The 24,445-nt window shown below is 43.1% G+C and carries 31 protein-coding genes and 1 other RNA gene; 9 read left to right on the forward strand and 23 right to left on the reverse strand.

Annotated elements, in window-relative coordinates:
- Positions 1–43: 43 nt before the first annotated feature.
- Entirely contained in the window at positions 44–313 is a 270-nt protein-coding gene (locus tag ACFSUO_RS07510) for an acylphosphatase (RefSeq protein ID WP_382392660.1), read from the forward strand.
- 95 nt (positions 314–408) lie between these two features.
- Here ACFSUO_RS07510 and ACFSUO_RS07515 read toward each other — a convergent pair whose 3' ends face one another.
- Positions 409–648, reverse strand: coding sequence for a 4Fe-4S dicluster domain-containing protein (locus ACFSUO_RS07515; protein WP_382392662.1), 240 nt, complete (start codon positions 646–648; stop codon positions 409–411).
- Between the two features lie 196 nt (positions 649–844).
- Here ACFSUO_RS07515 and ACFSUO_RS07520 point away from each other — a divergent pair, with 196 nt between their 5' ends.
- Positions 845–2,035, forward strand: coding sequence for a M14 family metallopeptidase (locus tag ACFSUO_RS07520; protein ID WP_382392664.1), 1,191 nt, complete (start codon positions 845–847; stop codon positions 2,033–2,035).
- Positions 2,036–2,075: 40 nt separating this feature from the next.
- Here ACFSUO_RS07520 and ACFSUO_RS07525 read toward each other — a convergent pair whose 3' ends face one another.
- The 10 genes from ACFSUO_RS07525 to ACFSUO_RS07570 form a co-directional block, all read right to left on the reverse strand.
- Positions 2,076–2,282 (reverse strand): DUF6501 family protein, encoded by a 207-nt coding sequence (locus tag ACFSUO_RS07525; protein ID WP_382392666.1) that lies wholly within the window; start codon positions 2,280–2,282, stop codon positions 2,076–2,078.
- 652 nt (positions 2,283–2,934) lie between these two features.
- The gene (msrB, locus tag ACFSUO_RS07530; protein ID WP_382392668.1) at positions 2,935–3,888 is read right to left on the reverse strand and encodes a peptide-methionine (R)-S-oxide reductase MsrB; all 954 of its coding nucleotides are present in this window, start codon (positions 3,886–3,888) and stop codon (positions 2,935–2,937) included.
- Between the two features lie 82 nt (positions 3,889–3,970).
- Positions 3,971–4,438: a VrrA/YqfQ family protein gene (vrrA, locus tag ACFSUO_RS07535; protein WP_382392670.1), complete on the reverse strand. Its 468-nt coding sequence runs from the start codon at positions 4,436–4,438 to the stop codon at positions 3,971–3,973.
- Between the two features lie 442 nt (positions 4,439–4,880).
- On the reverse strand, positions 4,881–5,096 hold the full coding sequence (locus ACFSUO_RS07540; RefSeq protein ID WP_382392672.1) for a YozE family protein: 216 nt from the start codon (positions 5,094–5,096) through the stop codon (positions 4,881–4,883).
- Positions 5,097–5,110: 14 nt separating this feature from the next.
- Positions 5,111–5,875 carry a twin-arginine translocase subunit TatC gene (gene tatC, locus ACFSUO_RS07545; protein ID WP_382392674.1) on the reverse strand — a complete coding sequence of 255 codons (765 nt, stop codon included), beginning with the start codon at positions 5,873–5,875 and terminating at the stop codon, positions 5,111–5,113.
- A gap of 73 nt (positions 5,876–5,948) precedes the next feature.
- Positions 5,949–6,137, reverse strand: coding sequence for a twin-arginine translocase TatA/TatE family subunit (tatA, locus tag ACFSUO_RS07550; RefSeq protein ID WP_382392676.1), 189 nt, complete (start codon positions 6,135–6,137; stop codon positions 5,949–5,951).
- 18 nt (positions 6,138–6,155) lie between these two features.
- On the reverse strand, positions 6,156–6,359 hold the full coding sequence (locus tag ACFSUO_RS07555; RefSeq protein WP_382392678.1) for a twin-arginine translocase TatA/TatE family subunit: 204 nt from the start codon (positions 6,357–6,359) through the stop codon (positions 6,156–6,158).
- A 117-nt stretch (positions 6,360–6,476) separates the two neighbouring features.
- The gene (mobA, locus tag ACFSUO_RS07560; protein ID WP_382392680.1) at positions 6,477–7,055 is read right to left on the reverse strand and encodes a molybdenum cofactor guanylyltransferase; all 579 of its coding nucleotides are present in this window, start codon (positions 7,053–7,055) and stop codon (positions 6,477–6,479) included.
- Positions 7,056–7,070: 15 nt separating this feature from the next.
- The gene (locus tag ACFSUO_RS07565; RefSeq protein ID WP_382392682.1) at positions 7,071–7,559 is read right to left on the reverse strand and encodes a dihydrofolate reductase; all 489 of its coding nucleotides are present in this window, start codon (positions 7,557–7,559) and stop codon (positions 7,071–7,073) included.
- Positions 7,560–7,609: 50 nt separating this feature from the next.
- Entirely contained in the window at positions 7,610–8,566 is a 957-nt protein-coding gene (locus ACFSUO_RS07570; protein ID WP_382392684.1) for a thymidylate synthase, read from the reverse strand.
- A 243-nt stretch (positions 8,567–8,809) separates the two neighbouring features.
- On the opposite strand from ACFSUO_RS07570, the gene ACFSUO_RS07575 reads away from it, so the two are divergent.
- Together ACFSUO_RS07575 and ACFSUO_RS07580 are read left to right on the forward strand one after the other, a co-directional pair.
- Positions 8,810–9,859 (forward strand): C40 family peptidase, encoded by a 1,050-nt coding sequence (locus tag ACFSUO_RS07575; protein WP_382392686.1) that lies wholly within the window; start codon positions 8,810–8,812, stop codon positions 9,857–9,859.
- 67 nt (positions 9,860–9,926) lie between these two features.
- Positions 9,927–10,286 carry a phage holin family protein gene (locus ACFSUO_RS07580; RefSeq protein ID WP_382392688.1) on the forward strand — a complete coding sequence of 120 codons (360 nt, stop codon included), beginning with the start codon at positions 9,927–9,929 and terminating at the stop codon, positions 10,284–10,286.
- Between the two features lie 112 nt (positions 10,287–10,398).
- On the opposite strand, the gene ACFSUO_RS07585 is transcribed toward ACFSUO_RS07580, so the two are convergent.
- Positions 10,399–12,732, reverse strand: coding sequence for a PBP1A family penicillin-binding protein (locus ACFSUO_RS07585; protein ID WP_382392690.1), 2,334 nt, complete (start codon positions 12,730–12,732; stop codon positions 10,399–10,401).
- A 547-nt stretch (positions 12,733–13,279) separates the two neighbouring features.
- On the opposite strand from ACFSUO_RS07585, the gene ACFSUO_RS07590 reads away from it, so the two are divergent.
- The gene (locus ACFSUO_RS07590; RefSeq protein ID WP_382392692.1) at positions 13,280–13,483 is read left to right on the forward strand and encodes a helix-turn-helix transcriptional regulator; all 204 of its coding nucleotides are present in this window, start codon (positions 13,280–13,282) and stop codon (positions 13,481–13,483) included.
- Entirely contained in the window at positions 13,484–13,798 is a 315-nt protein-coding gene (locus tag ACFSUO_RS07595) for a hypothetical protein (protein ID WP_382392694.1), read from the forward strand.
- 112 nt (positions 13,799–13,910) lie between these two features.
- Here the strand turns inward: ACFSUO_RS07595 and ACFSUO_RS07600 are convergent, their stop codons facing one another.
- Complete coding sequence (locus ACFSUO_RS07600) at positions 13,911–14,519, reverse strand: HD domain-containing protein (RefSeq protein WP_382392696.1); 609 nt, start codon at positions 14,517–14,519, stop codon at positions 13,911–13,913.
- Positions 14,519–16,189: a formate--tetrahydrofolate ligase gene (locus ACFSUO_RS07605; protein ID WP_382392698.1), complete on the reverse strand. Its 1,671-nt coding sequence runs from the start codon at positions 16,187–16,189 to the stop codon at positions 14,519–14,521. The genes ACFSUO_RS07600 and ACFSUO_RS07605 overlap by 1 nt, the downstream gene beginning before the upstream one ends.
- 335 nt (positions 16,190–16,524) lie before the next feature.
- On the opposite strand from ACFSUO_RS07605, the gene ACFSUO_RS07610 reads away from it, so the two are divergent.
- Entirely contained in the window at positions 16,525–16,725 is a 201-nt protein-coding gene (locus ACFSUO_RS07610) for a cold-shock protein (protein ID WP_135109102.1), read from the forward strand.
- A gap of 105 nt (positions 16,726–16,830) precedes the next feature.
- On the opposite strand, the gene ACFSUO_RS07615 is transcribed toward ACFSUO_RS07610, so the two are convergent.
- The 8 genes from ACFSUO_RS07615 to ACFSUO_RS07650 all read right to left on the reverse strand — a co-directional run bounded on the left by ACFSUO_RS07615 (position 16,831) and on the right by ACFSUO_RS07650 (position 22,480).
- Positions 16,831–17,343 (reverse strand): isoprenylcysteine carboxyl methyltransferase family protein, encoded by a 513-nt coding sequence (locus ACFSUO_RS07615; protein WP_382392701.1) that lies wholly within the window; start codon positions 17,341–17,343, stop codon positions 16,831–16,833.
- A complete protein-coding gene (locus ACFSUO_RS07620) occupies positions 17,340–18,434 on the reverse strand; it encodes a type III polyketide synthase (protein WP_382392703.1) in 1,095 nt (364 codons plus the stop codon). Before ACFSUO_RS07620 ends, ACFSUO_RS07615 begins: the two co-directional genes overlap by 4 nt.
- Positions 18,435–18,903: 469 nt before the next feature.
- Positions 18,904–20,037 (reverse strand): THUMP domain-containing class I SAM-dependent RNA methyltransferase, encoded by a 1,134-nt coding sequence (locus ACFSUO_RS07625; protein WP_382392705.1) that lies wholly within the window; start codon positions 20,035–20,037, stop codon positions 18,904–18,906.
- A gap of 203 nt (positions 20,038–20,240) precedes the next feature.
- Positions 20,241–20,625: RNase P RNA component class B (gene rnpB / locus ACFSUO_RS07630), an RNA gene on the reverse strand.
- Positions 20,626–20,692: 67 nt separating this feature from the next.
- Positions 20,693–20,992 (reverse strand): cell division regulator GpsB, encoded by a 300-nt coding sequence (gene gpsB, locus ACFSUO_RS07635; RefSeq protein ID WP_382392707.1) that lies wholly within the window; start codon positions 20,990–20,992, stop codon positions 20,693–20,695.
- A gap of 274 nt (positions 20,993–21,266) precedes the next feature.
- Positions 21,267–21,680, reverse strand: coding sequence for a cytidine deaminase (locus tag ACFSUO_RS07640; protein ID WP_382392709.1), 414 nt, complete (start codon positions 21,678–21,680; stop codon positions 21,267–21,269).
- A 69-nt stretch (positions 21,681–21,749) separates the two neighbouring features.
- Positions 21,750–22,106: a DUF1798 family protein gene (locus ACFSUO_RS07645; protein WP_382392711.1), complete on the reverse strand. Its 357-nt coding sequence runs from the start codon at positions 22,104–22,106 to the stop codon at positions 21,750–21,752.
- Between the two features lie 86 nt (positions 22,107–22,192).
- The gene (locus tag ACFSUO_RS07650) at positions 22,193–22,480 is read right to left on the reverse strand and encodes a hypothetical protein (protein WP_382392713.1); all 288 of its coding nucleotides are present in this window, start codon (positions 22,478–22,480) and stop codon (positions 22,193–22,195) included.
- A gap of 149 nt (positions 22,481–22,629) precedes the next feature.
- On the opposite strand from ACFSUO_RS07650, the gene ACFSUO_RS07655 reads away from it, so the two are divergent.
- Positions 22,630–22,734 carry a spore protein gene (locus ACFSUO_RS07655; RefSeq protein WP_382392715.1) on the forward strand — a complete coding sequence of 35 codons (105 nt, stop codon included), beginning with the start codon at positions 22,630–22,632 and terminating at the stop codon, positions 22,732–22,734.
- A gap of 60 nt (positions 22,735–22,794) precedes the next feature.
- On the opposite strand, the gene ACFSUO_RS07660 is transcribed toward ACFSUO_RS07655, so the two are convergent.
- Positions 22,795–23,754 (reverse strand): DUF2515 family protein, encoded by a 960-nt coding sequence (locus tag ACFSUO_RS07660; protein ID WP_382392717.1) that lies wholly within the window; start codon positions 23,752–23,754, stop codon positions 22,795–22,797.
- Positions 23,755–23,833: 79 nt separating this feature from the next.
- Between ACFSUO_RS07660 and recU the strand changes: the two genes are divergently transcribed.
- Complete coding sequence (recU, locus tag ACFSUO_RS07665) at positions 23,834–24,427, forward strand: Holliday junction resolvase RecU (protein WP_382392719.1); 594 nt, start codon at positions 23,834–23,836, stop codon at positions 24,425–24,427.
- The last annotated feature ends 18 nt before the right edge of the window (positions 24,428–24,445 follow it).

Consider the following 24,445-nt stretch of genomic DNA (forward strand, 5'->3'; position numbering starts at 1 on the left):
GGCTATATATACGAATAGCGAGAAAATAAAGGAGACGGTAGGAATGTTAGCACATGTCATTGTCAGCGGCCGTGTTCAGGGTGTAGGGTTTAGGTTTTCAGCCCAGCAGCAGGCCAGGAGGCATCATTTGAATGGTTGGGTTCAAAATAAAGCAAACGGTACCGTGGAATTGGAAGTGGAAGGTGATGAAGAGCAGGTCCATACTTTTCTCCAGGCATTGAAAAAAGGATTCAGCCCGTTTATTCACGTGGACAATATGGAAGTAGATTTAGACCAGAAAGATAAAGGTTTCAAGGATTTCTCCATCAAATGAAACTTCATTCAGTGGGGGTATGACAGCCCGTTAATGCGTGATAAAATAAGAACCGCCGGCAGCATGCAGCGGTTCTTGTTCTCATCGCTTCTGCGCTAGCGGTTCTCGAAAAATTGGCGGTTTAATTCGGTATATTTACTTTCTTCTTCCGGTACTTCATCTTCCATATAAATGGCCTCGACCGGGCAAACCGCTTCACATGCACCACAATCGATGCAAATATCAGGATCAATATAGAACATATCTTTGCCTTCTTCTATACAGTCTACAGGACAAACTTCTACGCATTCCCCTGATTTTTCATTTATGCAAGGTGATGTTATGACAAAAGCCAAGCTAATTCCTCCTTCAGATTAGGGACAAATCATTCATTATAGGGGTTGTTCAAAAAGTCCGGGTTATCTACTTTTTGAACACGCACTTATACAAGTATATTACAGAATTTTGTCTGCAGATTCAAGTGTTGGAGCACATTCCTGGGCGTTTATACATACCATTTACTATCGGATTCATATGAAGGAGAGGTTATGTATGGAAGTCACCATCCGGCCAAATGATTCCCTCTGGTATTACAGTGAATTATTTGATGTTCCGCTTGTATTGATTGAACAATCAAACCCGGCATTGAATCCAAATCAATTAATGGCTGGTGAAACAGTACAAATTCCTGGCTACATGATTCATAACCGTACCATCGCTGCGAATGATTCATTGTGGAAAGTCGCTATGGAACAGAATGTGCCGGTTGATATGCTTCAGTTAGTGAACCCAACGATTAATCCCGGCAACTTATCAATCGGGGAAACAATAGCAGTTCCAGCACGTGTTGATCAATTACTCTTAACAGATTTCAATCACTATACATTTGCAAAGATGGTACGGGATATCCAGCTGCTCACAACCGTTTATCCATTCATTCGGAAACAGTCCATCGGCAATTCCGTCATGGGAAAAGATCTAACAGAACTGCAGATTGGCAGCGGCCAAAAACAGGTTCACCTGAACGGTTCATTCCATGCCAATGAATGGATTACAACCCCTGTTATTATGCGCTTCATCAACGAATATGCACGGGCATTGACCAATAAAATGCCGATAAGGGGACTTCAAATGCTTCCTTACATTCAGGAAACCAACTTATCTGTTGTCCCAATGGTCAACCCGGACGGTGTCGATCTTGTCCTGGATGGTGCATCTGCAGCCGGTACGTATCGCGAGGAAGTCCTTGCTTTGAATGACCAAAATCCGGATTTCTCGAACTGGAAAGCAAATATTGCCGGCGTCGATCTAAACAACCAATATCCAGCCCGATGGGAAGTTGAAGAAGCACGAAAACCTGATTCACCACAACCTAGAGATTATCCTGGGCCGCATCCCTTATCGGAGCCGGAAGCTATTGCAATGGCTGATCTCGCAAACGGGCGGGATTTCTTGCGTGTTAACGCGTTTCATACCCAGGGTGAGGTAATCTATTGGGGATACGAAGGGCTTGAGCCGCCATACGCTCAGGAGCTTGTTAATGAATACAGCCGTGTTAGCGGATACCGGGCTGTTCGCTATATTGACAGTTACGCGGGATATAAAGACTGGTTTATTAAGGAATTCCGGCGGCCTGGATTTACCGTTGAACTGGGTACTGGTGTAAACCCGCTGCCATTCAGCCAATTTGAAGAGATTTATGAAGAAACTCTGGGGATTATGCTGGCAAACCTCTATATGTAACAGGCAAAACATAAAATAACAGGCAGGGTGGTCCTGCCTGTTATTTTATTTCTTTGAAATAATCCTTGTAGAAACCACCGATTCGGCCGCTGTTATCCACTATGAAATAAAATTCATCTGTCTCATTTTTGACATCATAGTGCTCGCCTGGGGTCAGTTTATGATGTACAATGAATTTTTTGGCATCGGCATGGATGCATTCCACTGTTTTGACTGTTTCTCGTTCCTGCCAGTTTAAGTGTATCATTGCTAAGCGCTCCTATTTCTAGTCTTGTTTACATAATATTATTATTGTCAACTTTACTTAAAGGTTCTTTTAGCATATTTTGTTGTTTTTCCAGTGCAGTTGATATAAACTGCGACACAGTGAAAATTCTCTTTTATGACACTATCTCTCGTTCTAATGATAGATAAGTGCTTGAATTCGCTCCGGCAGAATACTTCGCTTTCCGCGGGCACGGCTTCAGCCTCCTCGCGGAAAACCGCCGCTACGGGGTCTTCAGACACGTGCTGTTCCCGCAGGAGTCTACGTATTTTGCCTACGCTGGCAGTGGTGTTCTGGTTATCGTGTACTTATTGTCCATTTCACCAAAAAGTATCGCAGACACTAGTGGAAGAAATGCACGAAGACTCCTGCGGGAAAGCGAAGACGATGAGACCCCGCAGTGAGTGGTTTTCTCACGAGGAGGCTCATCGCAAGCCCAGCGGCAAAGAAGACACTGCGAATGCGACCAAAGGAAGCTTGAGCAGATGTCGCGCTTGTACCCAGAGTGGTGAAAGCGAAGTGTATTTCTAGAACGGTGGTCTAACCACCATCTCAATTTACACCGCATTATATAGAAATTGTTAAGTAGGGTTCCTAAAATGATGCACATAGTAACAATCTTTTAGAAAACAGCCTACTCAAAAAAGGACAAATACTGTCCATATCCTTTTTCTTCCATTTCCTCTTTAGGTATAAATTGCATGGCGGCAGAGTTCATGCAGTAGCGTAAACCGCCTTTATCTTTTGGACCATCATTAAAGACATGGCCTAGATGGGAGTCGGCGTGTTTGCTTCTGACCTCAGTTCGGATCATCCCATGACTCGTGTCGGTTTTTTCTTCCACCCGGTATGGGTCCACAGGCTTGGTAAAGCTTGGCCAGCCGCAGCCTGCATCAAATTTATCATGTGAAGAAAACAAAACGTCCCCAGAAATCAGGTCTACGTAAATTCCCTCTTTCTCATTATCCCAGTATTCATTGGCGTAAGGTCTTTCCGTCCCATTTTCTTGTGTCACATTATATTGGATAGGTGTTAGTTTCTTTTTCAGTTCCGATTCGTCCGGTTTTTGACGCCAATGTTCTTTAATGAAGTTCTCGCGACCAGAACCTTTTTTATAAAGACGGTAATGGAACGACTGTTTCTTGTAATAATCCTGATGTTCTGCCTCTGCTTTGTAAAACGGTTTCGCAGCAATAATTGGCGTTACAATTGGTTTGGAAAATTTTCCGCTTTCTTCGAGTTCCCGCTTAGATTGTTCCGCAAGCTGCTTTTGCCGTTCATTATGATAAAAAATAGCAGTTTGATACGACTCGCCCCGGTCATTGAATTGCCCGCCTGCATCTGTTGGGTCAATCTGCTGCCAAAAGGTACTGAGCAGTTCCTCATAAGGCATCTTTTCAGGATCGAAAGTAATTTGCACTGCTTCCACATGGCCAGTGGTATTCGAGCATACCTCTTCATAGGTCGGATTTTCCGTATGTCCTCCCGTATAACCTGAAATGATATTCAGGATACCAGGGCGCTCATCAAATGGTTCCACCATGCACCAAAAACATCCTCCTGCAAATGTTGCTAGTTCGGTTGCCATAGGATACCTCCCGTTTCTGTTCTAGTTCTATTTTTTCGTTTTCAGCAAAAAAAATCAAGCGCTTTGCCTGTAATTGGAGGAATTAAATAAACAGCTTTGGTGTTGATTGTCCTGATTTAGTTATAGCATCATCTGTATCAGTGTTATTCATGCTTTCCAGAGGTAAATCCGGTGTCTCTTCCGTGTCTTCGCTATCGGACAATGGTTCATGGTCATCCGGGCTTTCAGCATTTTCTTCTTCCTCTTCCACTTCCTCGTTTTCATTCAATGATTTCAGCAATTGCAGCATCATTGGCAGGTTTTTAAGCATTGGTCCATATTGCTGTATGACTGGTGCTGCAGATTGGACGGTTTTTAATACTTGTTGCACACTTCCCAATTTTTGTGAAAAACTGCTTATCTTATCAGGCGTTAGTAAACGCTGGGCATGGTTAGGAGTGAAAAACTGCCGTAACCCATTTGACGTGTTATGCTGGGGCGGCCCTGGCGGGTAAAACCCCTGAGGATTTTGAAAATGATTATTGGGGTAGTGCTGGATTGGCCATACCATGTTGATCCTCCCCTTCCCTTCCATCATGGTCATTAAGATTAGTGTACGTGACAAATGCTCAAAAAGTGTAGGCTACTGTACCATAATGACGGAAAGTCCGAGTCTTAGAACAAAGAAGCCTTCGCCTATTAGGAAAGGCTTCATCATAAAATCAATCACTTGCTATATCTGAGGCAATAATAAAGCCGACAGAACCGGTAAGTATGATGCCAAATACCACAACAGAAAACCTAGTTTCCCCTCTTTCCCCTACTCTTTATACATTAAGTATACGTGATTCAGGGCTGTTCAGGCGATGGGCAGTTTGACGATTTCATGAAAACCCCCATAAGCACGGTCAATATTTCCCGGGCAACCGCAGGAATCTCCACTATCCTACATTCAGACTGTGAATAATGCTGAAAAAGCACACTTTATGTCCCGGTATGAAAAAATCTGCTGCCTAATCTATTGCTTGGTATGCTTCCCATAAATCATCAAAGACAGACAGTGCATTCGGAAAAGGACTGTTCCATTCCAGATAATTGCTGATCTCATGATAATCCGCAGATTGTTTAGGAAAGTCATGATCATAAAAAATCCAATCGGCCAGCCGGCTTTTATCGTCCGGCTCTTTTTTTCCTCTATAAGTCAGTACAAAATGATAAAATGAACGCATCGTATTCCCCTTTGCTATTCATAGCCACTATTCTCCATAAACTTCTGATGTTCCTTAAGTTTTTTGCGATACACAGCCGCTGATAAATAAATGCTGATTTCGTAAAGGATAATCAGCGGAACAGCCACGACGAGCTGCAGAGCAAAGTCAGGCGGTGTAATCAATGCACCGATGATGACAAGGATTAAATAAGCATACTTCCTCGTCTTCCGCATAAACTCCGGCGTAAGAATTCCCAGCCGGGTTAGGAACATGGCGATAATTGGTATTTCAAAAAACAGAGCAAATGGAATTACAATCCGGAATAACAGTTTGAAGTAACGGTCGTATGTAAAAATTTCATTGAACATGTCATTATTCAATGATAGTAAAAAGGGTACAATCAGCTGAACAAAAATAATATATCCAAAAACAACGCCGATGATGAATAAAATAAATATGATCGGTATATACATTAATGCTGTTATACGTTCCGGTTTCGTCAGGCCTGGTTTAATAAAAAACCAGACTTGCAGAGTCAATATCGGCAATGTACCAACAACAGCGATTAATCCTGCCAGTGTAATGTAAACAGACACCAAATCGGTAAGACCGGTGACACTTAACTTAAAGGGCAAATCAGCAGCTATAAAATCATAAATTTCTTCTACATAAATAAAGCCGGCTGCAAAAAATAGAACAAAAAACACCGCTGTAACGATCAGCCGGTTCCGTAATTCCGATAAATGCCCGACTACGTTCATTTCTTTTTCATTGTCCAATTGCTGTTCATCAGCCATTCGTTCACGCTCCCACTATGACGCACACAAAAGAAGATGTAAGGTTGCCCCTACACCTTTCTTATTCATTCGCTTATTTTGATGTATGGTCGTCTTTCCTGGAATCATCATCCGATACAATACCTTTGGTGGCATTTTTGAATTCTTTTAATGAGCTTCCAAACGCTTTACCGATTTCCGGAAGTTTAGACGGTCCGAAAACGATCAGCGCAATGATTAGAATTAAAATTAATCCTGGAATGCCAATATTGCCTAACCCCATCATCATCACTCCGCATGATTATTTGCTTTCATCGCCTTTAACTGCCTTTTTAGCTTCATTGACTTCATTGGAAACATCACCTGTCAAATCCTGAGCCGAATTCTTAAATTCTTTTAATGTATGACCTGCCGCTTTCCCAATTTCCGGCAATTTTTTCGGGCCAAAAATAACCAGTGCAATGACCAGAATAAGAATGAGTCCCGGGAATCCGATATTAGCCATTATAAACACCTTCTTATCATGTATGATATATGAACCAACGCGCACAAGAAAATCGTATTATTTGCACATCATCCTATGCTGAGTAAAGTGTAACACGGGAAACAGCTGCTGTACAACTTATAAACGTTTTGCTACTTCATATTGACCGGGATAATTCATGTTAAAAAAATGTCTCTCCAGCATTTGAGCGGGAAGTCCTTTATAGTCTGACACATACCGGACATTTATATGCCTGAACAATGTGCGCACTTTTCGCTGATCTCTGTCCAACAGATTCTGGATTTGCGGCAGAACTCGTTTTTTATATATGCCTGCCAGCGGGTGCATTTTTTCATTATACACCGGAATTACCGCATCATGGCTGCCAAGAGAATGCAGCAGCAGGCGGTAGACTTCCTGATCAATAAACGGCATATCACACGCGGCAAATGCGCACACATCTGAACTGGAATAATGCAAACCGGCCTCCATGCCTGCCAGTGGCCCCATATCTTTATACCGGTCACTAAACATATCCAATCCGAGGAATGTGTACTGGGCAGGTTCATTTGTAATGACCATTGTTTGCTGGCTGCATTTTTTTAATTCATCTGCCACATGTGCGATGGATGCCTTTGTCTCAATTGGCAATAGCGATTTGTTTGTCCCCATACGGGACGATTTCCCGCCTGCGAGAATGATTCCGCTGACTTGCATGCCTTCACCTCCCCATTACATCCGGTCATATTGAAGGAAGTAATAATCATAAGGGTTTTTTTCGTTTTGCACCCCCTTCTCTTTTACTGTCAGCTGCCAATTATCTTCTGCAAAGGCAGGGAAATAGGTATCCCCGGTAAAAGCCTCATCAATCAGTGTTATATACATCCGGTCTGCATGGGGAAGAAACTGCCTGAAGATATTCGCACCTCCAATGACGAATAGTTCCTCATCAGGACGCTCTTCATTCCGTTCAAGAACCGCATCAATCGTGTGGATAGCATCCACTCCTTCCGGGAAGCTGGACTGTTGGCGTGTCATGACAATATTTTCACGGTTTGGGAGTGGTTTTCCGATTGCTTCAAATGTCTTTCTGCCCATAAAGATAGTGTTACCGGTGGTTTTTTGTTTGAAAAATTTCAGGTCATTCGGGAGATGCCATGGCAGATCATTCTGGGACCCGATCACCCGATTCCGGTCCATTGCTACAAGTAATGAAATCATTCGCTACAAACCTCCTTTCGAGTGTGTGTTCAAAAATGAGGATAAACCTCTTATACTGCAATTGGTGCTTTAATGGATGGATGCGGATGGTAATCTGTCAGCTTGAAATCATCCATATCAAAATCAAACACCGATTCCTTGTCCTTATTAATCTCAAGTTTCGGCAGTGGTCTGATGTCACGTCCAAGCTGTGTTTTCACCTGTTCCACATGATTCGTGTATATATGTGCATCCCCGAGCGTGTGAATAAATTCGCCTGGCTGAAGGCCACACTCATGCGCAATCAGCTGTGTAAGCAGCGCATAGCTTGCTATATTGAACGGTACTCCTAAAAATATATCGGCACTGCGCTGATATAATTGACACGACAGTTTTCCGTCCGCTATATAAAATTGAAATAGTGTATGACAGGGCGGGAGTGCCATGTTTGGAATATCTTCCGGGTTCCACGCTGTTACAATATGCCGGCGGGAATCGGGATTACTCCGTATGCCCTCCACTGTCTCCTTCAGCTGATCAATTGTTTCATTCCGGGATGTTTCCCAGGCGCGCCATTGTTTGCCGTACACATTTCCCAAATCCCCGAAACTTTCCGCAAATGATGGATCGTGCAGGATTCTTTCCTTGAATCGATCCAATTGATTCCGGTACTCTTCACGAAAAGCTATATCCTGCTGGCTTCGATTACCGAAATCAGTCATGTCAGGTCCATCATATTCATCACTTTCCACCCATTTCTTAAATGCCCATTCGTTCCAGATGTTATTGTTATGCTGCAGCAAATAACGTATGTTCGTGTCCCCTTTGATAAACCAGAGAAGTTCACTGGCAATTAGTCGGAAAGGGACTTTTTTTGTTGTCAGAAGCGGAAATCCTTCGCTAAGATCAAACCGCATTTGCTGGCCAAAAACTGAATACGTTCCAGTGTTGGTTCGGTCCGTTTTTTTCGTACCATTTTCTAGTATGTAGTTACATAAGTCCAGGTAACCCTGTTCACCTATTAACATATTGTACCCTCCATAAGAATTAAATCCAGATCCTGTGCAGGCGTTGCGATAGCACGTCGCGGTTTTAGCCTGCCGACGTACAGGACGGACGTACTAGTGCCGGTGACACTACACGAATTTAGCCTGTACGGACGATTCCACCTTTCCATATTGTAACACAATCGTTAACTCGCTGGCGCATAAACAAATTCACCTGCACATAAATCTTTTAAAAGCAAGTCACACATGAAAGGGGATATTTGCATGCTGAATGGTTCCGTTCAACATGTAGTAAAGCAATCTATTTTGTACAGCTACGTGTTAAGTCAGCCGTTTTCCGTTTATGTTGATGCATATCCTGCACTTCAAAATGAACAATTGCTTGAAGAGGAACAACTACAATTCGGACAGCATGGAGAAGCCGTTCGGATCCTGCAGCATAAATTAAACAGATTATCTTATTTCGATGACGAAATTGATGGTGAGTACAATGTATTAACGGAGCATGCACTAAAAAAGTTTCAGAAGGATCATCAAATCACGATTACAGGTAAAGCAAACCTGAAAACACTCCAAACAGTCGTTGACGAAGAGAAGAAGCAATACAAGGAACAATTAAACGAAATGTCCGATACCATCCATCCGGAAATGAATCCTTCAGACGTTAAAATCGTGCAGGAGGCACTGCAGTATTTTGGTTATTACGAAGGAAAAATTGATGGTATTTATGGACCGCTTACTCAGAAGGCTCTGGAGATGGCGGAGGATAAATTCGGAATGGAGCTTGTCGATGATAACGCTCTGGCAGCCCTGTATGAACAGGAGCAGGAAGAACAGGAAAGCCAGCAGAAAGTGCAAGAGAGCAAAGCCGATCACGAGCAGGAAAGCAAGCAGCAAGCGCAAGAGAATGAAGCCGAATCTGAACAGGAAACGAAACAGGTCAAAGTAAACAATACTAATTATTCAAGGGCTGTTGAAGCTGCATACGCACAGGTCGGTACACCGTATGTCTGGGGCGGAGAGTCCCCATCCGGCTTTGATTGCAGTGGATTTATCCAATACATTTTTCGAATGGAAGATATCACACTCCCTCGAACTGTCAGTGATGTGTGGAATTTTACAGTACCCGTCAACAAGCCATCCGTCGGTGATCTTGTCTTTTTTGAAACATATAAACCAGGGCCGTCCCATATGGGGATTTATGTTGGCGATAATAAGTTTATCCATGCAGGAGAATCACGTGGTGTCGAAACCAGCAAACTGGGAAATTCCTACTGGAAACAGCGATTCCTTGGGGCAAGAAGAGTTCAGTAATTTATTGGAATAAATCCACCTTTACCGCAAATAATAACGGTATAAAAGAGAAAGGTGGGATGAAACAATGACTGGCCTAATCGTTAAATTACTCGTCTGCCCAATCGGATTATATGCTGCATCATGGCTCTTTCCTAATGTCGACTTTGGCTACTGGTATCAGCCGATCATCCTTGGTGTTGTTTTGGCATTTGTAGGATATTTTATGGAAAAAATGATGCTGCGGGAAGAGACAAACTGGCTGAGTGTTGGATTAGATTTCGTGGTCACCGCGTTAATTGTATACTTTGGTTCTATGTTACTGGCTGATACGGCCGTTACATTCTGGGGAGCTGTTTTAACTGGAGCATTACTTGGAATAACGGAGATCTTCCAGCACAATTGGCTCCTGAGCAGCGACCGAGTAAAAAAAACCGTACAGGAGTGAAAATAAACGAGCAGGAAAGCTTCATATGCTTCCTGCTCGTTTTTTCATAAACCAACGTTCTGTCCTTCTATCATGGGTAAATGGCGGAAAGGTTGTCAGATGTCTTTTATTCTCAACCCGTATCGTCTGGTCGGCTTTGGTTATCTTCTTTATCTTTTTCCTCTCCTCCAGAGTTTTCTCCGTTATCACCATCTTTATTTCCCTTTTCACTGTTATCTTGATCTTCTGTATTTCCGTCAGAACCATTATCCTGATCCTCTCCTTCATCCGGATTGGATTCTTGATTATCTTGCTCTTGAGAATCTTTATCTTGCTCTTGAGAATCTTCATCCGTCTGGTCGGTCTTATTCTCTTCCGGATCTTGGTTCTTTTGTTCATTTTGATCCTGTTGTTCTTCATTCTGCTGTTTTTTCTGTTCTTCGACTTGCTGGTCCTTTGGTTCTTTATGTTGATTTTGATTCCTCGGTTTCTTCTGTTCTTGTTCCTCACGATTTGGTTCTTGTTCGTTTTCCTCTTCTTGTTGAACAGGCGGTTCAAATTCCTTTTGATCCGTATGATCATCCTCTTGTTGCTCATCATCGACCGAACCGGAGATTGTTGGCTGTGCCCCTCGGACATACAATGTACCACCTGATTCTCCGACTGAATCCGGTCTTTTGAAATCCGGCGTTTCCGAATCAGACAGATTTTCCATTAACACTTGAAAAATTTCTTTTGCTATATCCTCTGACCCGTCATAACGAATATAATGAACGTCGTCTCCATCTTTCAATTTCGGATAACCGGTCCAAACTGCAGCCGTGTACTGTGTTGTATAACCGGTAAACCACGAATCGAGCAAACCATCTCCAATATGATATTCTTGTCGCAATGGCTCCGGAATGTTTGTTGATCCCGTTTTACCTGCTACCGGAATACTGGGTATGTTAGCACCAGTACCCGTTCCGGAAGTGATAGCTGTTTTGAGCATGTTAGTAATCATATAAGCTGTATAGTCATGCATGGCCTGAACCGGCTCATGTTCAGGCTTCTTCTCTTTTCCATTTTGAAAGACAATTTTCTTTACAGCATATGGGGTATGATAAACCCCTTCGTTTCCAAATGCTGCATAGGCGCCGGCCATTTGCAATGGAGTTACGCCTGTGGAAAGGCCTCCTATTGCAGCAGCTTCAGGAATCGGTTCCTCGAGTTCAATTCCAAGCTGTTCCGCAAATCCTGCCGCTTTTTCCTTTCCGACAACCTGAAACGTCTTTAACGCAGGAATATTTCGCGACCACGCCAGAGCCCTTCGTATGGTCATTGACCCCCAATATTCCCCGTCCCATTCGTTGATCGGTGTTCCATCACTGTAAGAATAAGGTTCATCCACGATCGAATGACTCGTTGACCAATTCAAGTGTTCAATCGCCGGACCATAATCAATAATCGGCTTAAACGTTGAGCCGGGAGGATTTTTTTCCTCAGCACCGTAGTTGGTATCACCGATGGAAAGAAAATCTCTTCCCCCGCCGATGGCTTGAATGGCCCCCGTTTTCGTATCAATTAGGGAAATTCCCGCTTCAAATGCCTTGTCAGGATAATTGATTTTATCCGAAGTCAAAAGATCATAGACTTCTTTTTGTGCATCGGTGTCCAGGGTCGTGTAAATTTTCAATCCGCCTTGATAAAACTGTTGATCCGAGACAATTTTCCTTTCGTTTACTAACTCATGATACACCCGGTCAACAAACGCTTGATAAGGTCGATCCTTGTTATTAATAACCTTTTTTTGTTCTTGAACAAGTTTTTTAACGGGAATTGATTCTGCTTTTTTTGCTTGATTCTCCGAAATGGCACCGGTTTCTACCATTGCCTGCAAAACTTGATCCCGACGGTCGGTCGCTCTATCGGGATGTTGAAATGGATCATAATAACTTGGTGCATTCGGTAGACCCGCAAGTAAGGCCATTTGCGATACGTTTAACCCGGACAAATCTTTCGTACCAAAATAAGTTGTCGATGCCGTTGCCAGACCATAAGCTCCGTTGCCGAAATAAATATTGTTTAAATACATTTGCAGGATTTCATCTTTTGAATACTTTTGTTCCAGCTTTATCGCCAAATAGGCTTCCTTTATTTTACGAGTCAATGTTTTTTCGGGCGATAATATCGTCCTTTTCACGACCTGTTGGGTAACTGTGCTTCCCCCCTCAGAGCCCCATCCGCTTTCGATATTTGCCATGAGTGCACCGAAAATCCGATAGATATCGACCCCGTTATGTTGATAAAACCGTCGATCCTCAATAGAGGTTACAGCCTCTATCATCTGGTCCGGAACGTTTCCAATATCGACCTTCAACCGATTTTGTTCCTTGAACAGCGTTGTGACAAGTTCCCCGTCTTGATCGTAAATTTGTGACGAGAAAGGAGTTTGCAGCTTCTCCGGGGTTAACTCCGGCGCACTCATAATGATTGAAACCACCCACACCCCACAAGCTATCAATACGAGCGAAATTGCAATAAGACAATATAGAATAATCCTCTTAAAAAGTTTTCTATTTTTGTTTTTTGGTTTATTTTCCCCTTTTCTCCGTTCCATACGAGAGCTGTATTCATCCGACATCGAACATTCTGCCTCCCAAATGTTTCTTCTCTATCCGGTCAATTATATGCATCTTTTTCGTAATGTAGCATCAATTTCTTAAAAAATGACATTTAACAAGATGTTCAATCTATTCACAATCCAATTCCCAAAGAAAAATAAACTGTATGGTAGCAGTAATGAAATTAATGTGCGTGAATTACGTTGCCATTTAAATGGCGTCGTAGTCTATGGTAGTAGTTACGTTGTAATTTTGATCCCGTTATTACGGTAAATGGCCCAATAATAATAGAGATGTTTTGACATACGCAATCGACAATAATTATTTCACTTACGACAATTATTATTGTCAAAATGATTATTATCGTATACACTATTATTATTAGATCAAAAGAATTGAAGGTGATGAGGTTTGAGAAGTCGCTTAAAAGAGCTTCGGGCACGTGCAGGCTATAACCAAACCCAGCTCGCGAAACGCGCTAAGATATCCAGACAAACAATAAGTTTAATCGAACGCGGAGAATATATGCCTTCACTTTTAATTGCCGTTCGTATTGCTCGTATTTTTAATGAGCCTGTTGAAAATGTATTCCACTTTGAGGAGGAGGAGTTATAAATGAAACTTATATTGCGATTTGTTATTGGTGGATTTGTTGGTTTTTTTGTCGTGTATGCTTTGATGAACTTTTCTGAGGTTAATTTTGCTGGAGAAATAACTGTAATCAGCTTAATTGCAATCTCTACCTTCCTAATAGCTATGAGTGTTTTTCGGTTTCAAAAGATTAAATCGCTTAACACACAAAACTTTGGCGGCGATCAAGAAGATAAAGTTGAGGCTAGAAAGTATAAAATGTTTGCAGATTATTCCTTATATGCAAATTCCAGTTTCGTTCTTATCCTTATGTCATTTGTATTGCTAGTTATTAATTGAAAATATCTGTTGGTGATTCGGAATAAGTAAATAGGGAAAGAGGGGAGCCATCGGAGACTTCCCTCTTTTCCAAGCTTCTTGCTGATTTTCAATGAATATGAACTACCTACTTTTAGAGTGTGTTCCCCCACTCCAGGAAAAATTGCTGCAGATAACTTTCCATAAACTGGTGGCGTTTGGCAGCAATCTGTGTTGCGCTGTTTGTGTTCATCCTGTCTTTTAACTTCAGCAGCTTGTCATAAAAATGTTGGACAGATGTGTTTTCTTTCTCTTCATCGTTGTCATGCCAAATGCACTGTCCATTCGCCCCGCCATAAGCCAACGTCCGTGCAATACCAATGGCCCCTATGGCATCCAATCTGTCTGCATCCTGCACTATTTTCCCTTCCAATGTGTCCGGTATCCTGCCTTTACGGAACGAAACATCTTTTGCGGCATCTTTCATACGCTGGATCTGTTCACCAGTACAATCAATCGAATATAAAAATTCTTCCAGCTTCCGAATCGCCTTTGTAGAATCGGAAAATAATTTTTCATCGCCGATATCATGAATCCATGCAGCAGCTTCACAAATAAACGGGTCTGCCCCCTCTTTTGCCGCTAGTTCACTTGCCGTGCGGGCAACCCGCTGCATATGAAAAAAATCGTGTCCTGTACTGTCATCCTGAAAAATACTGTGGGTATAATCACGGATATTTGCTAATTTCCTGGTCGTATCCATTAAAACAATCCTTTAATCTTTCCGTCTTTATCGACATCCATGTTTAATGCGGCAGGTTTTTCAGGCAGCCCAGGCATGGTCATCATGTTTCCTGTGAGAACAACGATAAAGCCAGCACCGATCGATGGCCGCAGTTCCCGAATGGTTATGGTGAAATTTTCCGGACGTCCGAGCAGTGCCGGGTCATCTGACAGGGAGTATTGTGTTTTGGCCATGCAGACGGGAAGGTTTCCCCATCCTTCCTGTTCATAATATGCAAGCTGTTTTTTAGCTTGTGGTGACAATTCGATATCAAGTGCACCGTACACGTTTTGGGCTATTTTCCGTATTTTGGTTTCCAGTTTCTCATTGGTGTCGTATACATAGTTCGGTTTTCCTTCAGCAGGACCGGCAATCGCCATAACTTTTTCAGCAAGTTCGATACCGCCCACTCCGCCGTGCGCATAAACGTCTGTCAATGCCACATCGGCGCCATGGGATTCGCACCATGACTTTACAAAATCGGTTTCAGCCTTTGTATCTGTCGGGAATTGGTTGATTGCTACAACAAACGGAAGCCCGAACGAATCGATTGTTTCCATATGTTTCTTCAGATTGTCCATTCCTGCTTCCAATGCCTGGATATTTTCCTCTTTCAAATGGTCACGGTGAACGCCGCCATGCATTTTTAACGCACGGACTGTCGCGACGATAACGACTGCACTTGGGTTGATGTCCCCGGCACGGGATTTGATATCAAGAAACTTTTCTGCACCCAGATCCGCACCAAAGCCAGCCTCAGTTACTGCGTAATCACCTAGCTTGGCCGCTGTTTTAGTAGCCATTACACTGTTGCAGCCATGGGCAATGTTAGCAAATGGTCCCCCGTGAATAATGGCTGGCGTATTCTCAGTTGTCTGCACCAGGTTCGGCTTAATGGCGTCTTTAAGCAAAAGGGAAAGTGCGCCTTCTATATTCAGATCCTTCACCGTAACTGGTCTTTCATCATATGTAAAGCCAATGACAATGTTTGCAAGACGCTCTTTCAGGTTATCAAGACTTGTTGCCAGACAAAGGATGGCCATTATTTCGGACGCGACTGTTATATTGAACCCGTCTTCTCTGGGAACCCCCCGCAAAGGACCACCCAGCCCGACAACAATTTGCCGCAATGCCCGGTCATTCATATCCATAACGCGTTTCCACTCCACACGGCGAGGATCAATATTCAATTCATTCCCGCGGTGAATATGATTGTCAATGATGGCAGACAGCGCATTGTTTGCCGTTGTAATGGCGTGAAGATCACCTGTAAAGTGCAGATTGATGTCCTCCATCGGCAGTACTTGGGCGTATCCCCCACCAGCTGCTCCGCCTTTCAGCCCCATAACAGGACCAAGCGACGGTTCGCGAAGGGCAATGAGCGCTTTTTGGCCAAGTTTTTCAAGCGCCTGACCGAGTCCGACCGTTACCGTTGACTTCCCCTCCCCGGCAGCTGTCGGATTGATGGAGGTGACCAGCACAATTTTCCCGTCTGGTTTGTTGTCCAGTTTATGCAGCAAGTCATTCGAGAGTTTGGCCTTTGTATGGCCATATGGTTCCCAATCCGCTTCTGTTAAATCCAAGTCTTTGGCAATATCCCCAATAGGTTTCAAAGTGGCTTCTTGTGCTATTTCAATGTCCGTTTTCATACTGCGCGCTCCCTCCCCTTTTTGTTAGTTCCAGTGTAACGCATTTACACCTTTTTTTACATAAAAATTAAACATCTTTTAACCGCTTTCATTTCTATTACAGCAATATGTATAAAAACAATCGAATCAGGGTAAATTCTTGACTGAGGTTCTAAAATAAGCTATATTAGACACAAGCAATGAAGATGTATGGATTCATGAAGGACAGGCAGCTTCCAGTGGAAGTGGATGCATCAAGTAATCCATTACTTCTGTGGCAGGCTGTTTTTTTGTATTCCATGTATCTGATTTGTATTAACACGTTTTACGTGAAAGGTTTTAGGAGGAAATTTATAATGGAAAATGGCGTAGTAAAATGGTTTAACGCAGAGAAAGGCTATGGCTTCATTCAAGTGGAGGAAGGAAATGATGTATTCGTACATTATTCCGCAATCCAAGAAGAAGGATTCAAAACACTGGAAGAAGGCCAGGACGTTTCGTTTGATATCGTTGAAGGTGACCGTGGCCCACAGGCTGCAAACGTAGTTAAAAAATAACGTGTAACGAAACCATATATAAAAAGCGGCAATCCTAATCTGATTGCCGCTTTTTTTGATGCTGTTCATTGTGTTCATTGCTTTTCCATAAGGGTTCTGTTTCCCTCACGTCGCTCTCGTTAAGGCTTTTTCCTCGCTTGGTATCCGCACCCTCAATAGCAGCAAATGTAAAATCGGAAATAGAAAAGCAGTCAGCTGGGCACCTATTAAAAGCGGAATGACAAACAATTCCACTGCCACAATCACATAGTTTGGATGCTTTATATACCTGTATGGCCCCTTTTTGATGACCGTCACTCCAGGAAGTACAATTATTTTTGTATTCCAGAAGCGGCCGAGCGTATGCATGCACCATATCCTCCCCGCCTGCATCAGCAAAAACAGGCAGAGGAGAAAGTAATTAAGCTGTGCTGCATGTGACTGGGGGTTTAAAGATACTTCTGTTATTGCTGATGCAAAAAACAAGCAATGGAGAAGAACAAACCATTTGTAATGTTTTTCCCCTTTTTCAATTCCACCCATGCTTTTCATCCATTTTTCATTTCGTCTGGCAATATACAATTCACCAAGGCGTTGCATGATAACTGCCAAAATAAAAACCCATATCCAAGTCGTCAATGTTCATTCCACTCCAATAACAATAATTCTGAACTGAATCCCGGTCCTAGAGCCGATACAATACTTAGCATTTTCTCCGGTATATCCTCCTTCATCCATTCATAAAGCACATAGAGTACCGTAGCTGATGACATATTGCCATGCTCCCGAAGAACGCCATGCGAATGCATGAATTTTGCTTGTGGTGCCTGCAGTACTTTTTCCATTGCCTCCAGCACTTTTTTCCCGCCGGGGTGTGCGATAAATGAATGGATATGGTGATAAGATAATGGAAAATCAGCTAGAAAAGTTTCGATATGCTTTTTCCAAAATGATCGCACCTGTGCAGGAATGCTTTTGGTGAAAATGACCTCCATTCCCCTGTCCGTCATATTCCACCCCATAACGGAATGGCTGTTTTTCTTTGTGGCAGAACTTGTTTGGAGAATTTGTGGTTTCGGTTTGGAATGGTTGACAGCCGATCGCCAGCTGGATTTCTCACCCATAAGCAAAGCGGCCGCCGCCCCGTCCCCAAAAAGAGCGGAACCGACTATATTACTTTTGCGCAGGTCATCTTTCTGGAATGTAAGACTGCATAGTTCACAGCAGACAAGGAGCACATTTTTATCCGGATGTGCGCTAATCCAGTCAGAAGCACGCGATAAGCCAATGGCCCCACCCGCACAGCCAAGTCCCCATAAAGGCATCCTTACAACATCTTCCCGAAACGGTCGTTCATTCATGATATATGTATCAATAGATGGCGCTGCAATACCAGTACTGGAAACAAAAATAATCATGTCGATTGCTTCGTATGGAATGGTTTCATTTAACAAGTGATCATTCGTCAGACAAGCGTCGATTGCCTTAAGTGAAAAGGTTTGTGCACATTGATGATACAAATCATTCTTCTCTTCAAACGTGTGATCATTTTGCAGCCATTCCTGATCAACGACAAATTGTCTTCTGTCAATTTGTGCATTGTCAAAGACAGGCAACAGCCGATCAATCAGCCGTGACGCCGACTTATCAAAAACGTTGCTGATAAACGACTTGACAGAATGCTGCGGCATATCATACGGAGGTATTCCCAATCCAATTGACCCTATCAACCATACCCATCCCCTTTCGTTAGTAAGCAGCTAGAAAATAAATTGTTGTAATATCTTACCGGCAGCACTGGCCTATAAGATGCTACTGCCATTTTTGTTTCTTAGTCTGGTTGATTTCAGCAAAATTATTACACAATTTTTAAAGGCTGTTTTCTAAAACTGTTGCTTTTCCCGCAGGAGTCGACTGCCCTCCGCCATACAGCGAACTTTGCGAGCGAGGAGGCTCAGCGCGAGCCCGCGGCAAAGAAGACACTGCGAAAGCGACCAAAGGAAGCTTGATCAGATGTCGCACTTGTACCCGGAGTGGTGAAAGCGTCAGCCTGAAGTGGAAATCAAACGCAATAACCTAATTGTTCGTATTTTAAAGGTAATTCACTCGGTCATTTAAGGATTAGGAAATGAGATCGATTATAAAAAAACAAAACCAGACAAGTGGCCTTCCCTCGTCTGGTTTTGCTTTGTTATAGATTTAAGACTGTTTCGCACCAAAATACTGATAATAGTTCGTTTGGATAAATCCATTAAACAGTTTTCGTTTTTTGGTTGCTTGTTGACCGTATTCGTTCTCAAACCTGTCGAACGCTGTCAATATATACACGCTCCAGGAAGGGTAGTTTTTCATGATACGGCCGAGGTGCTGACAAATATCCGCTGCTGCCTCCTGATCACCAATGCGCTGTCCATATGGAGGGTTGCCGATTAAATAACCATTCTCTTGCTGGATAGAAAGGTCCTTCACATTCATCTGTTTCCAGCTGATTAAATCCCCAAGTCCGGCTTCCATGGCATTCTCCTTTGCGGCAGAGGCCATGTTGTGATCGATATCCGTTCCGGTAATGGCAAGTTCCTGATCATAATCAGCCTTATCTTCCACTTCTTCAAAGGCTTCATTCCAGTGCTTATTTCTAATCCATCCCCAATCCTCGGAAGCAAATGAGCGGTTGAAACCAGGGGCAATATTCTGCCCGATAAGTGCTGCTTCAATCGGGATGGTTCCCGAACCACAGAATGGATCAAGCAGCGGATAGTCAGGTTTCCAGTTGGTTAAAAGAATCAGTGCCGCTGCCATCGTCTCTTTTAGAGGTGCTTCACCCTGGCTTACGCGATAGCCCCGCTTGTGCAGTCCTGTACCGGATGTGTCAATGGTCAGCGTGGCTTCATCTTTATGAAGGGCCACTTCCACTTTAAACAAAGCACTGGTTTCAGGCAAATTGCCAGCAACCCCGTATTTCAGCTTCAGCCGTTCGGCAATTGCTTTTTTTACAATGGCCTGGCAATCGGGGACACTGTGCAGCTCTGATTTGACCGATTTACCTGAAACAGGAAACTTTCCATCCTCCATAATAAAATTTTCCCATGGTAATGCTTTCGTCTTTTCGAAGAGTTCGTCAAATGTCACGGCTTGGAAACGGCCAGCCTGTAATTTAACACGATCAGCACTTCTCAGCCACAGGTTGCAGCGTGGGATGGCACTGATTGGTGCATCAAATGTTACTTTTCCATTATCGACTTCCACTTCATAACCAAGTTGTTTTACTTCACTGGCCACCACTGATTCAAGTCCCATAGCAGCTGTAGCGGTTAATGTCACTTGTTGAGCCATATAGACGTTCCTTTCATTTCCAATGTAAAAGCAGTGATAGTTTACCACATTCTTGAGTAATGAACAAAAATCGCACTAGAAGCATGTGTGCAAACCCGGGCTTTTTGAACAACCTCCAGACAAATCTGCCAAAATTAAAAACCCTTTCCGGCTGCGTTACAGTCAGAAAGGGTTTGTTCGGTTATATACAGGACCATTGAATACTCGATAAGCCATGTTCTGTTCCGCTGCACTTCTGCGGTGGTCAGCCTTGTACAGCGGTCGTAATCATCTATCTACAGACATGTTTCCAATGCCTGTCCCTTTTTCGGTTCATTTTCCTAATCAAGGATGCCCCTACCTATTTTTGGGTTGCTCACTCGTGGGGTTTACCGCGTTCCACCCGGATCGTTTCCAATCCGGCTTCGTCACTGTGGCACTTTCAAGTGTAGTCATCCATGTCATAGGAGTTAGGACTTTCCACTGCCGTTAGCCGTTTTGGCTACCTTGACTTATGATTTCGTCAAGCACGAACACTACAGGCATCGCAGCCTGTGTGAGCATGGACTTTCCTCTGCATAGAATCCTATACAGCGATTACGTGAGTATTCAATTACAATCTATGTATAGTGTAGCATATATTTTACGATATTTCACTGGTAATGAGAACCAGTTTTTATGAATCAGCGTATTTTTTACCAAATACGGCTTTTTCCAGGTTGGATACTCGTTTTAAAATATCGTAATTGACCTGATGATTCGGGGCTGCTGCCCGGCTTTTTGTCTGATCGGACTGTTTCTGCAGCCGCTCATTTTCCTGACGCAGTTTATCTATTTCCTGCTGAAACGCTTCATAGTCCTGAATGATTGTATCTAGGAATTCATCGACTTCTTCCTGGTGATAGCCACGCATTGCCGTTTTAAATTCTTTTTCCAGAATATCTTTCCCCGTCATTTGAATGCGGTCCGTATTCATTTCACAGTCACCTCTGTATAACAGTTGATTTTCTATTGATTCCATTCGCGGGCGGACATGCTCATTTTCATTGTACTGACAGCTCTCTTAATTTATGCATTCTGCTTAAGTCCCTTTATCAGTATAACATGGATAGAAATGTTTTCCTATAGAAGTATGATGGTTAGAAAAACTTGGCTTTTTCTCCAAGTCTTTAGTGAAAGGCTTCGTTTAACTTTAAGGTCAACCATAATTTATACTTTCCGGACGTTACAAAAAAAGAAGCCGACCCATGTCAGCTTCCTCCTTGGCTTGCGTCCATATCGTCAGATCGGAATGAAAATGGCAGCAGTTCTTCCATTGTCAGTGTTTTCACATCGTTATGTGCGTTCGTCAAATGTATGTTCAGACCACTGTCAAAAAACTCACTCATGACCTGCCGGCAAGAACCGCACGGCGGGACGGGGCGCGCTGTATCAGCGGCGACAGCCATCTCGAGAAATGAATGTTCTCCATCGGCAACAGCCCTGAAGATAGCCACCCGCTCTGCGCAGCAGCTCACTGGATACGCGGCGTTTTCGATGTTGCACCCGGTATATACCTTGCCGGAAGCAGTTTTTACCGCAGCACCGACAGGGAATTGGGAATAAGGGACATAAGCTTTTGCGAGCATATCTTTTGCTTTGGCAATCAAATCATTGCGCTGCATACCGGACTCTCCCCCTTTACACTGAAATGGAAACTAATTATAAAAGAATACCTGTTACTTGTAAAGCTTTCAATCCTCCTCCAGCTCGTCCAGGAGTTTATCGAGGATGAAATGGATGGAGTGATTCAGCTCCATATAACGTTTCCGCTTCACATCTACATAAAAACTGTGCATCATCAATAATTCCATGTTTTCTTTAGTGGATGTTACTTGCTGGGGATGCAGATTGACGTGACGCTGTTTAACGGCATACAGTGCATGATCTTCCCAGTCCTTCAGGAGGTTATAAATGGGTTCTGTATATGTTTTTACCATTTGGAAAAACGCTTTATCCTTTCTGCTTTCCGGCGGCTTATTCGCATTGTAGATTTCTTCAAGCTTATTCAAATGGTATTGAAATTGCTGTGTCTGCTGTAATAGTTCCATACTGAAATCCTGCCTTTTTCTTTACTAATCCCTGCAGGAAATAGTGTATCATTTTAGCATCAGAAATGCATGCATCTGTCAGCATATTAGGATGATTGCTTTACTTCTTCGGTGAAGTCAGCGTTATCGGATGGGGACGGATAATTAGCATCTTGCGTTTGTACGTGTGTTTTTACCAGTTTTTCTATCCTGAATTGAGCCCGGCTCAGTTCATCTTTATTGGTTCGGAATTGGTCCCTGACACTGTTATCTGCTGCCATGGCGATTTTTTGTTCCATGAGTCGCAGCTGATCAGCCATCCCCGTTATAGCATCTGCAAAATGTTGCTTATCGGTCCCTTCGCTCATTCCCCTGGGCAATCTTATTTCTGTCATCCGTTTCACCTTCCCTTTCATCAGTTACTCATTACTTCGGCGAAAACCTGCCCTTCCCTGCCTGCTCGACAAAACTAGAAGAATAATGGCAAAACCAGTGTATATTCGCTCGACCTCAGGCAAACTAACAAGGAAAGGAGGGTAACAGGATGGAAAACAAACCGTCACAACAAAAAACAAACAAACATCACCAGAAGAAAGAAAACCGCACCCGGGACAAAAAATTGGATGGACCTAACCGGCCGTCCACGTAAATTGCTATCTGTAAAAATCGGCATTCGCTCATCATTTGCGAATGCCGATATATATTTCCGTCATGTTGAGTCAGGTGTGAAGACGCCTTTAAGATGACTATATGCGTATAATAGTTTTCTTCTGTTATAAAAAGACTTTTTTATTCCGGAATCAGGCTTAGCGGATATTGGATTGGTCCATTTTCGTTTAACCCCCCTGATTTTGTGCCAGTCCTTGCGAATAATATCCTGATGGGTTATGACAGGATAGACAGACCTTAAAAAAGGGGCTTTCTCGAAAGGACTGTGAAAAAACTGTTCATAGTCACGACGAGATCCGGTGTGTTCCCTCGTCAGCACAAAATCAAGCAGCGAATCATATACAGCTGGATGAAACACGATGGAAGCAATCCGTTTGCCCATGTCTATCCGTTTATTGATATTCGTGAAATCATGAACAAAAGCTCCATAAAGCCTTCCGAACCTGTCGGGAAGGAGAACGGCATTTAACAATAGCATATCCTGCAAAAGGTATGGCAGACGCATAAAAATGCGATACTGAAAATAATCCTGTTTGATGACCGGAGAATGGATAACATTTTGTTCATTAATAATCAAAGCAGTCATCAGACGGTTCCGGTCACTGTGCTTCCAAAAGTAATCCCATTCTTTTTTCATGAAACGTGATACACGAAATCGGGATAATAGATGGAACAATGGCTGGTTGTAGTGGATGGACAGTGCGTAAGTAAGCAGTTGTGGGTATGCATCTGAAAAAATGAGCCAATTTGCCCGTTCGTATGTCATGAAGAGACGGTTACGCTGTTTAGTGGACAGTATTTTTCGGAACGGCGACAAGTGAAGATCTGTCATATTCCAGCCGGCATTACGGGACACCATGCTGGCCAACAAAGCCCATTTCATTTCAGGGTATTGCATGTAGAAGTTTTGATAGGCCTTTGTCCGGGAAATGTTATCCGCGTTATGCTTTTTCGTTTCAGATAGTATATAATGAAGGTGTTCGTCCTTGGTTTCGCGCATGAGAGTGACCTCCAAACAAGGTTTATAGTCAATAAAGGGTTTTTTTGATATGATACAGTAACATGCGGAGGGAGTATACATGCACTATCCAAATGGAAGAAAGAACAACCATACTTACAAGACCTTGTCGATTGCAAACCGGGCCCAGGGATTCAGCAACCGGGGCATGACACTTGAGGAAGATATCAATGCAGCTAATACTTATTATCGTGACATGGACAAAGCAGTTATTCACAAAAAACCGACCCCCATTCAGGTGGTCAATGTCCATTATCCGAAGCGAAGTGCTGCCGTCATTACAGAAGGCTATTTCAAACAGCCTTCTACGACTGATTACAACGGTATTTACCGCGGAAGGCATATTGATTTTGAAGCAAAAGAAACCAAAAATAAAACACGATTCCCGCTTGCGAATATTCATGAGCACCAGATCAGGCACATGAAATCGATAGCGAAACAGGGAGCGGTTTGTTTTCTTATTATTCGATTCTCAGCCTATGAGGAGACCTATTATATGCCGGCTGAGGTGCTATTCCGATACTGGGATGCTCAATTTAACGGCGGAAAGAAATCCATTCGTTACGAAACGATCGTAAAAGAAGGATATCTAGTACCATTTCACTACCAGGCAAGGGTAAATTATCTGGCAGTTATCGATAAGCTTTATTTTTAGATTGGAGGAGAATGAGCA

Origin of the sequence: Lentibacillus juripiscarius (assembly GCF_042685205.1) — a bacterium.
Classification (GTDB): Bacteria; Bacillota; Bacilli; order Bacillales; family Amphibacillaceae; genus Lentibacillus; species Lentibacillus juripiscarius.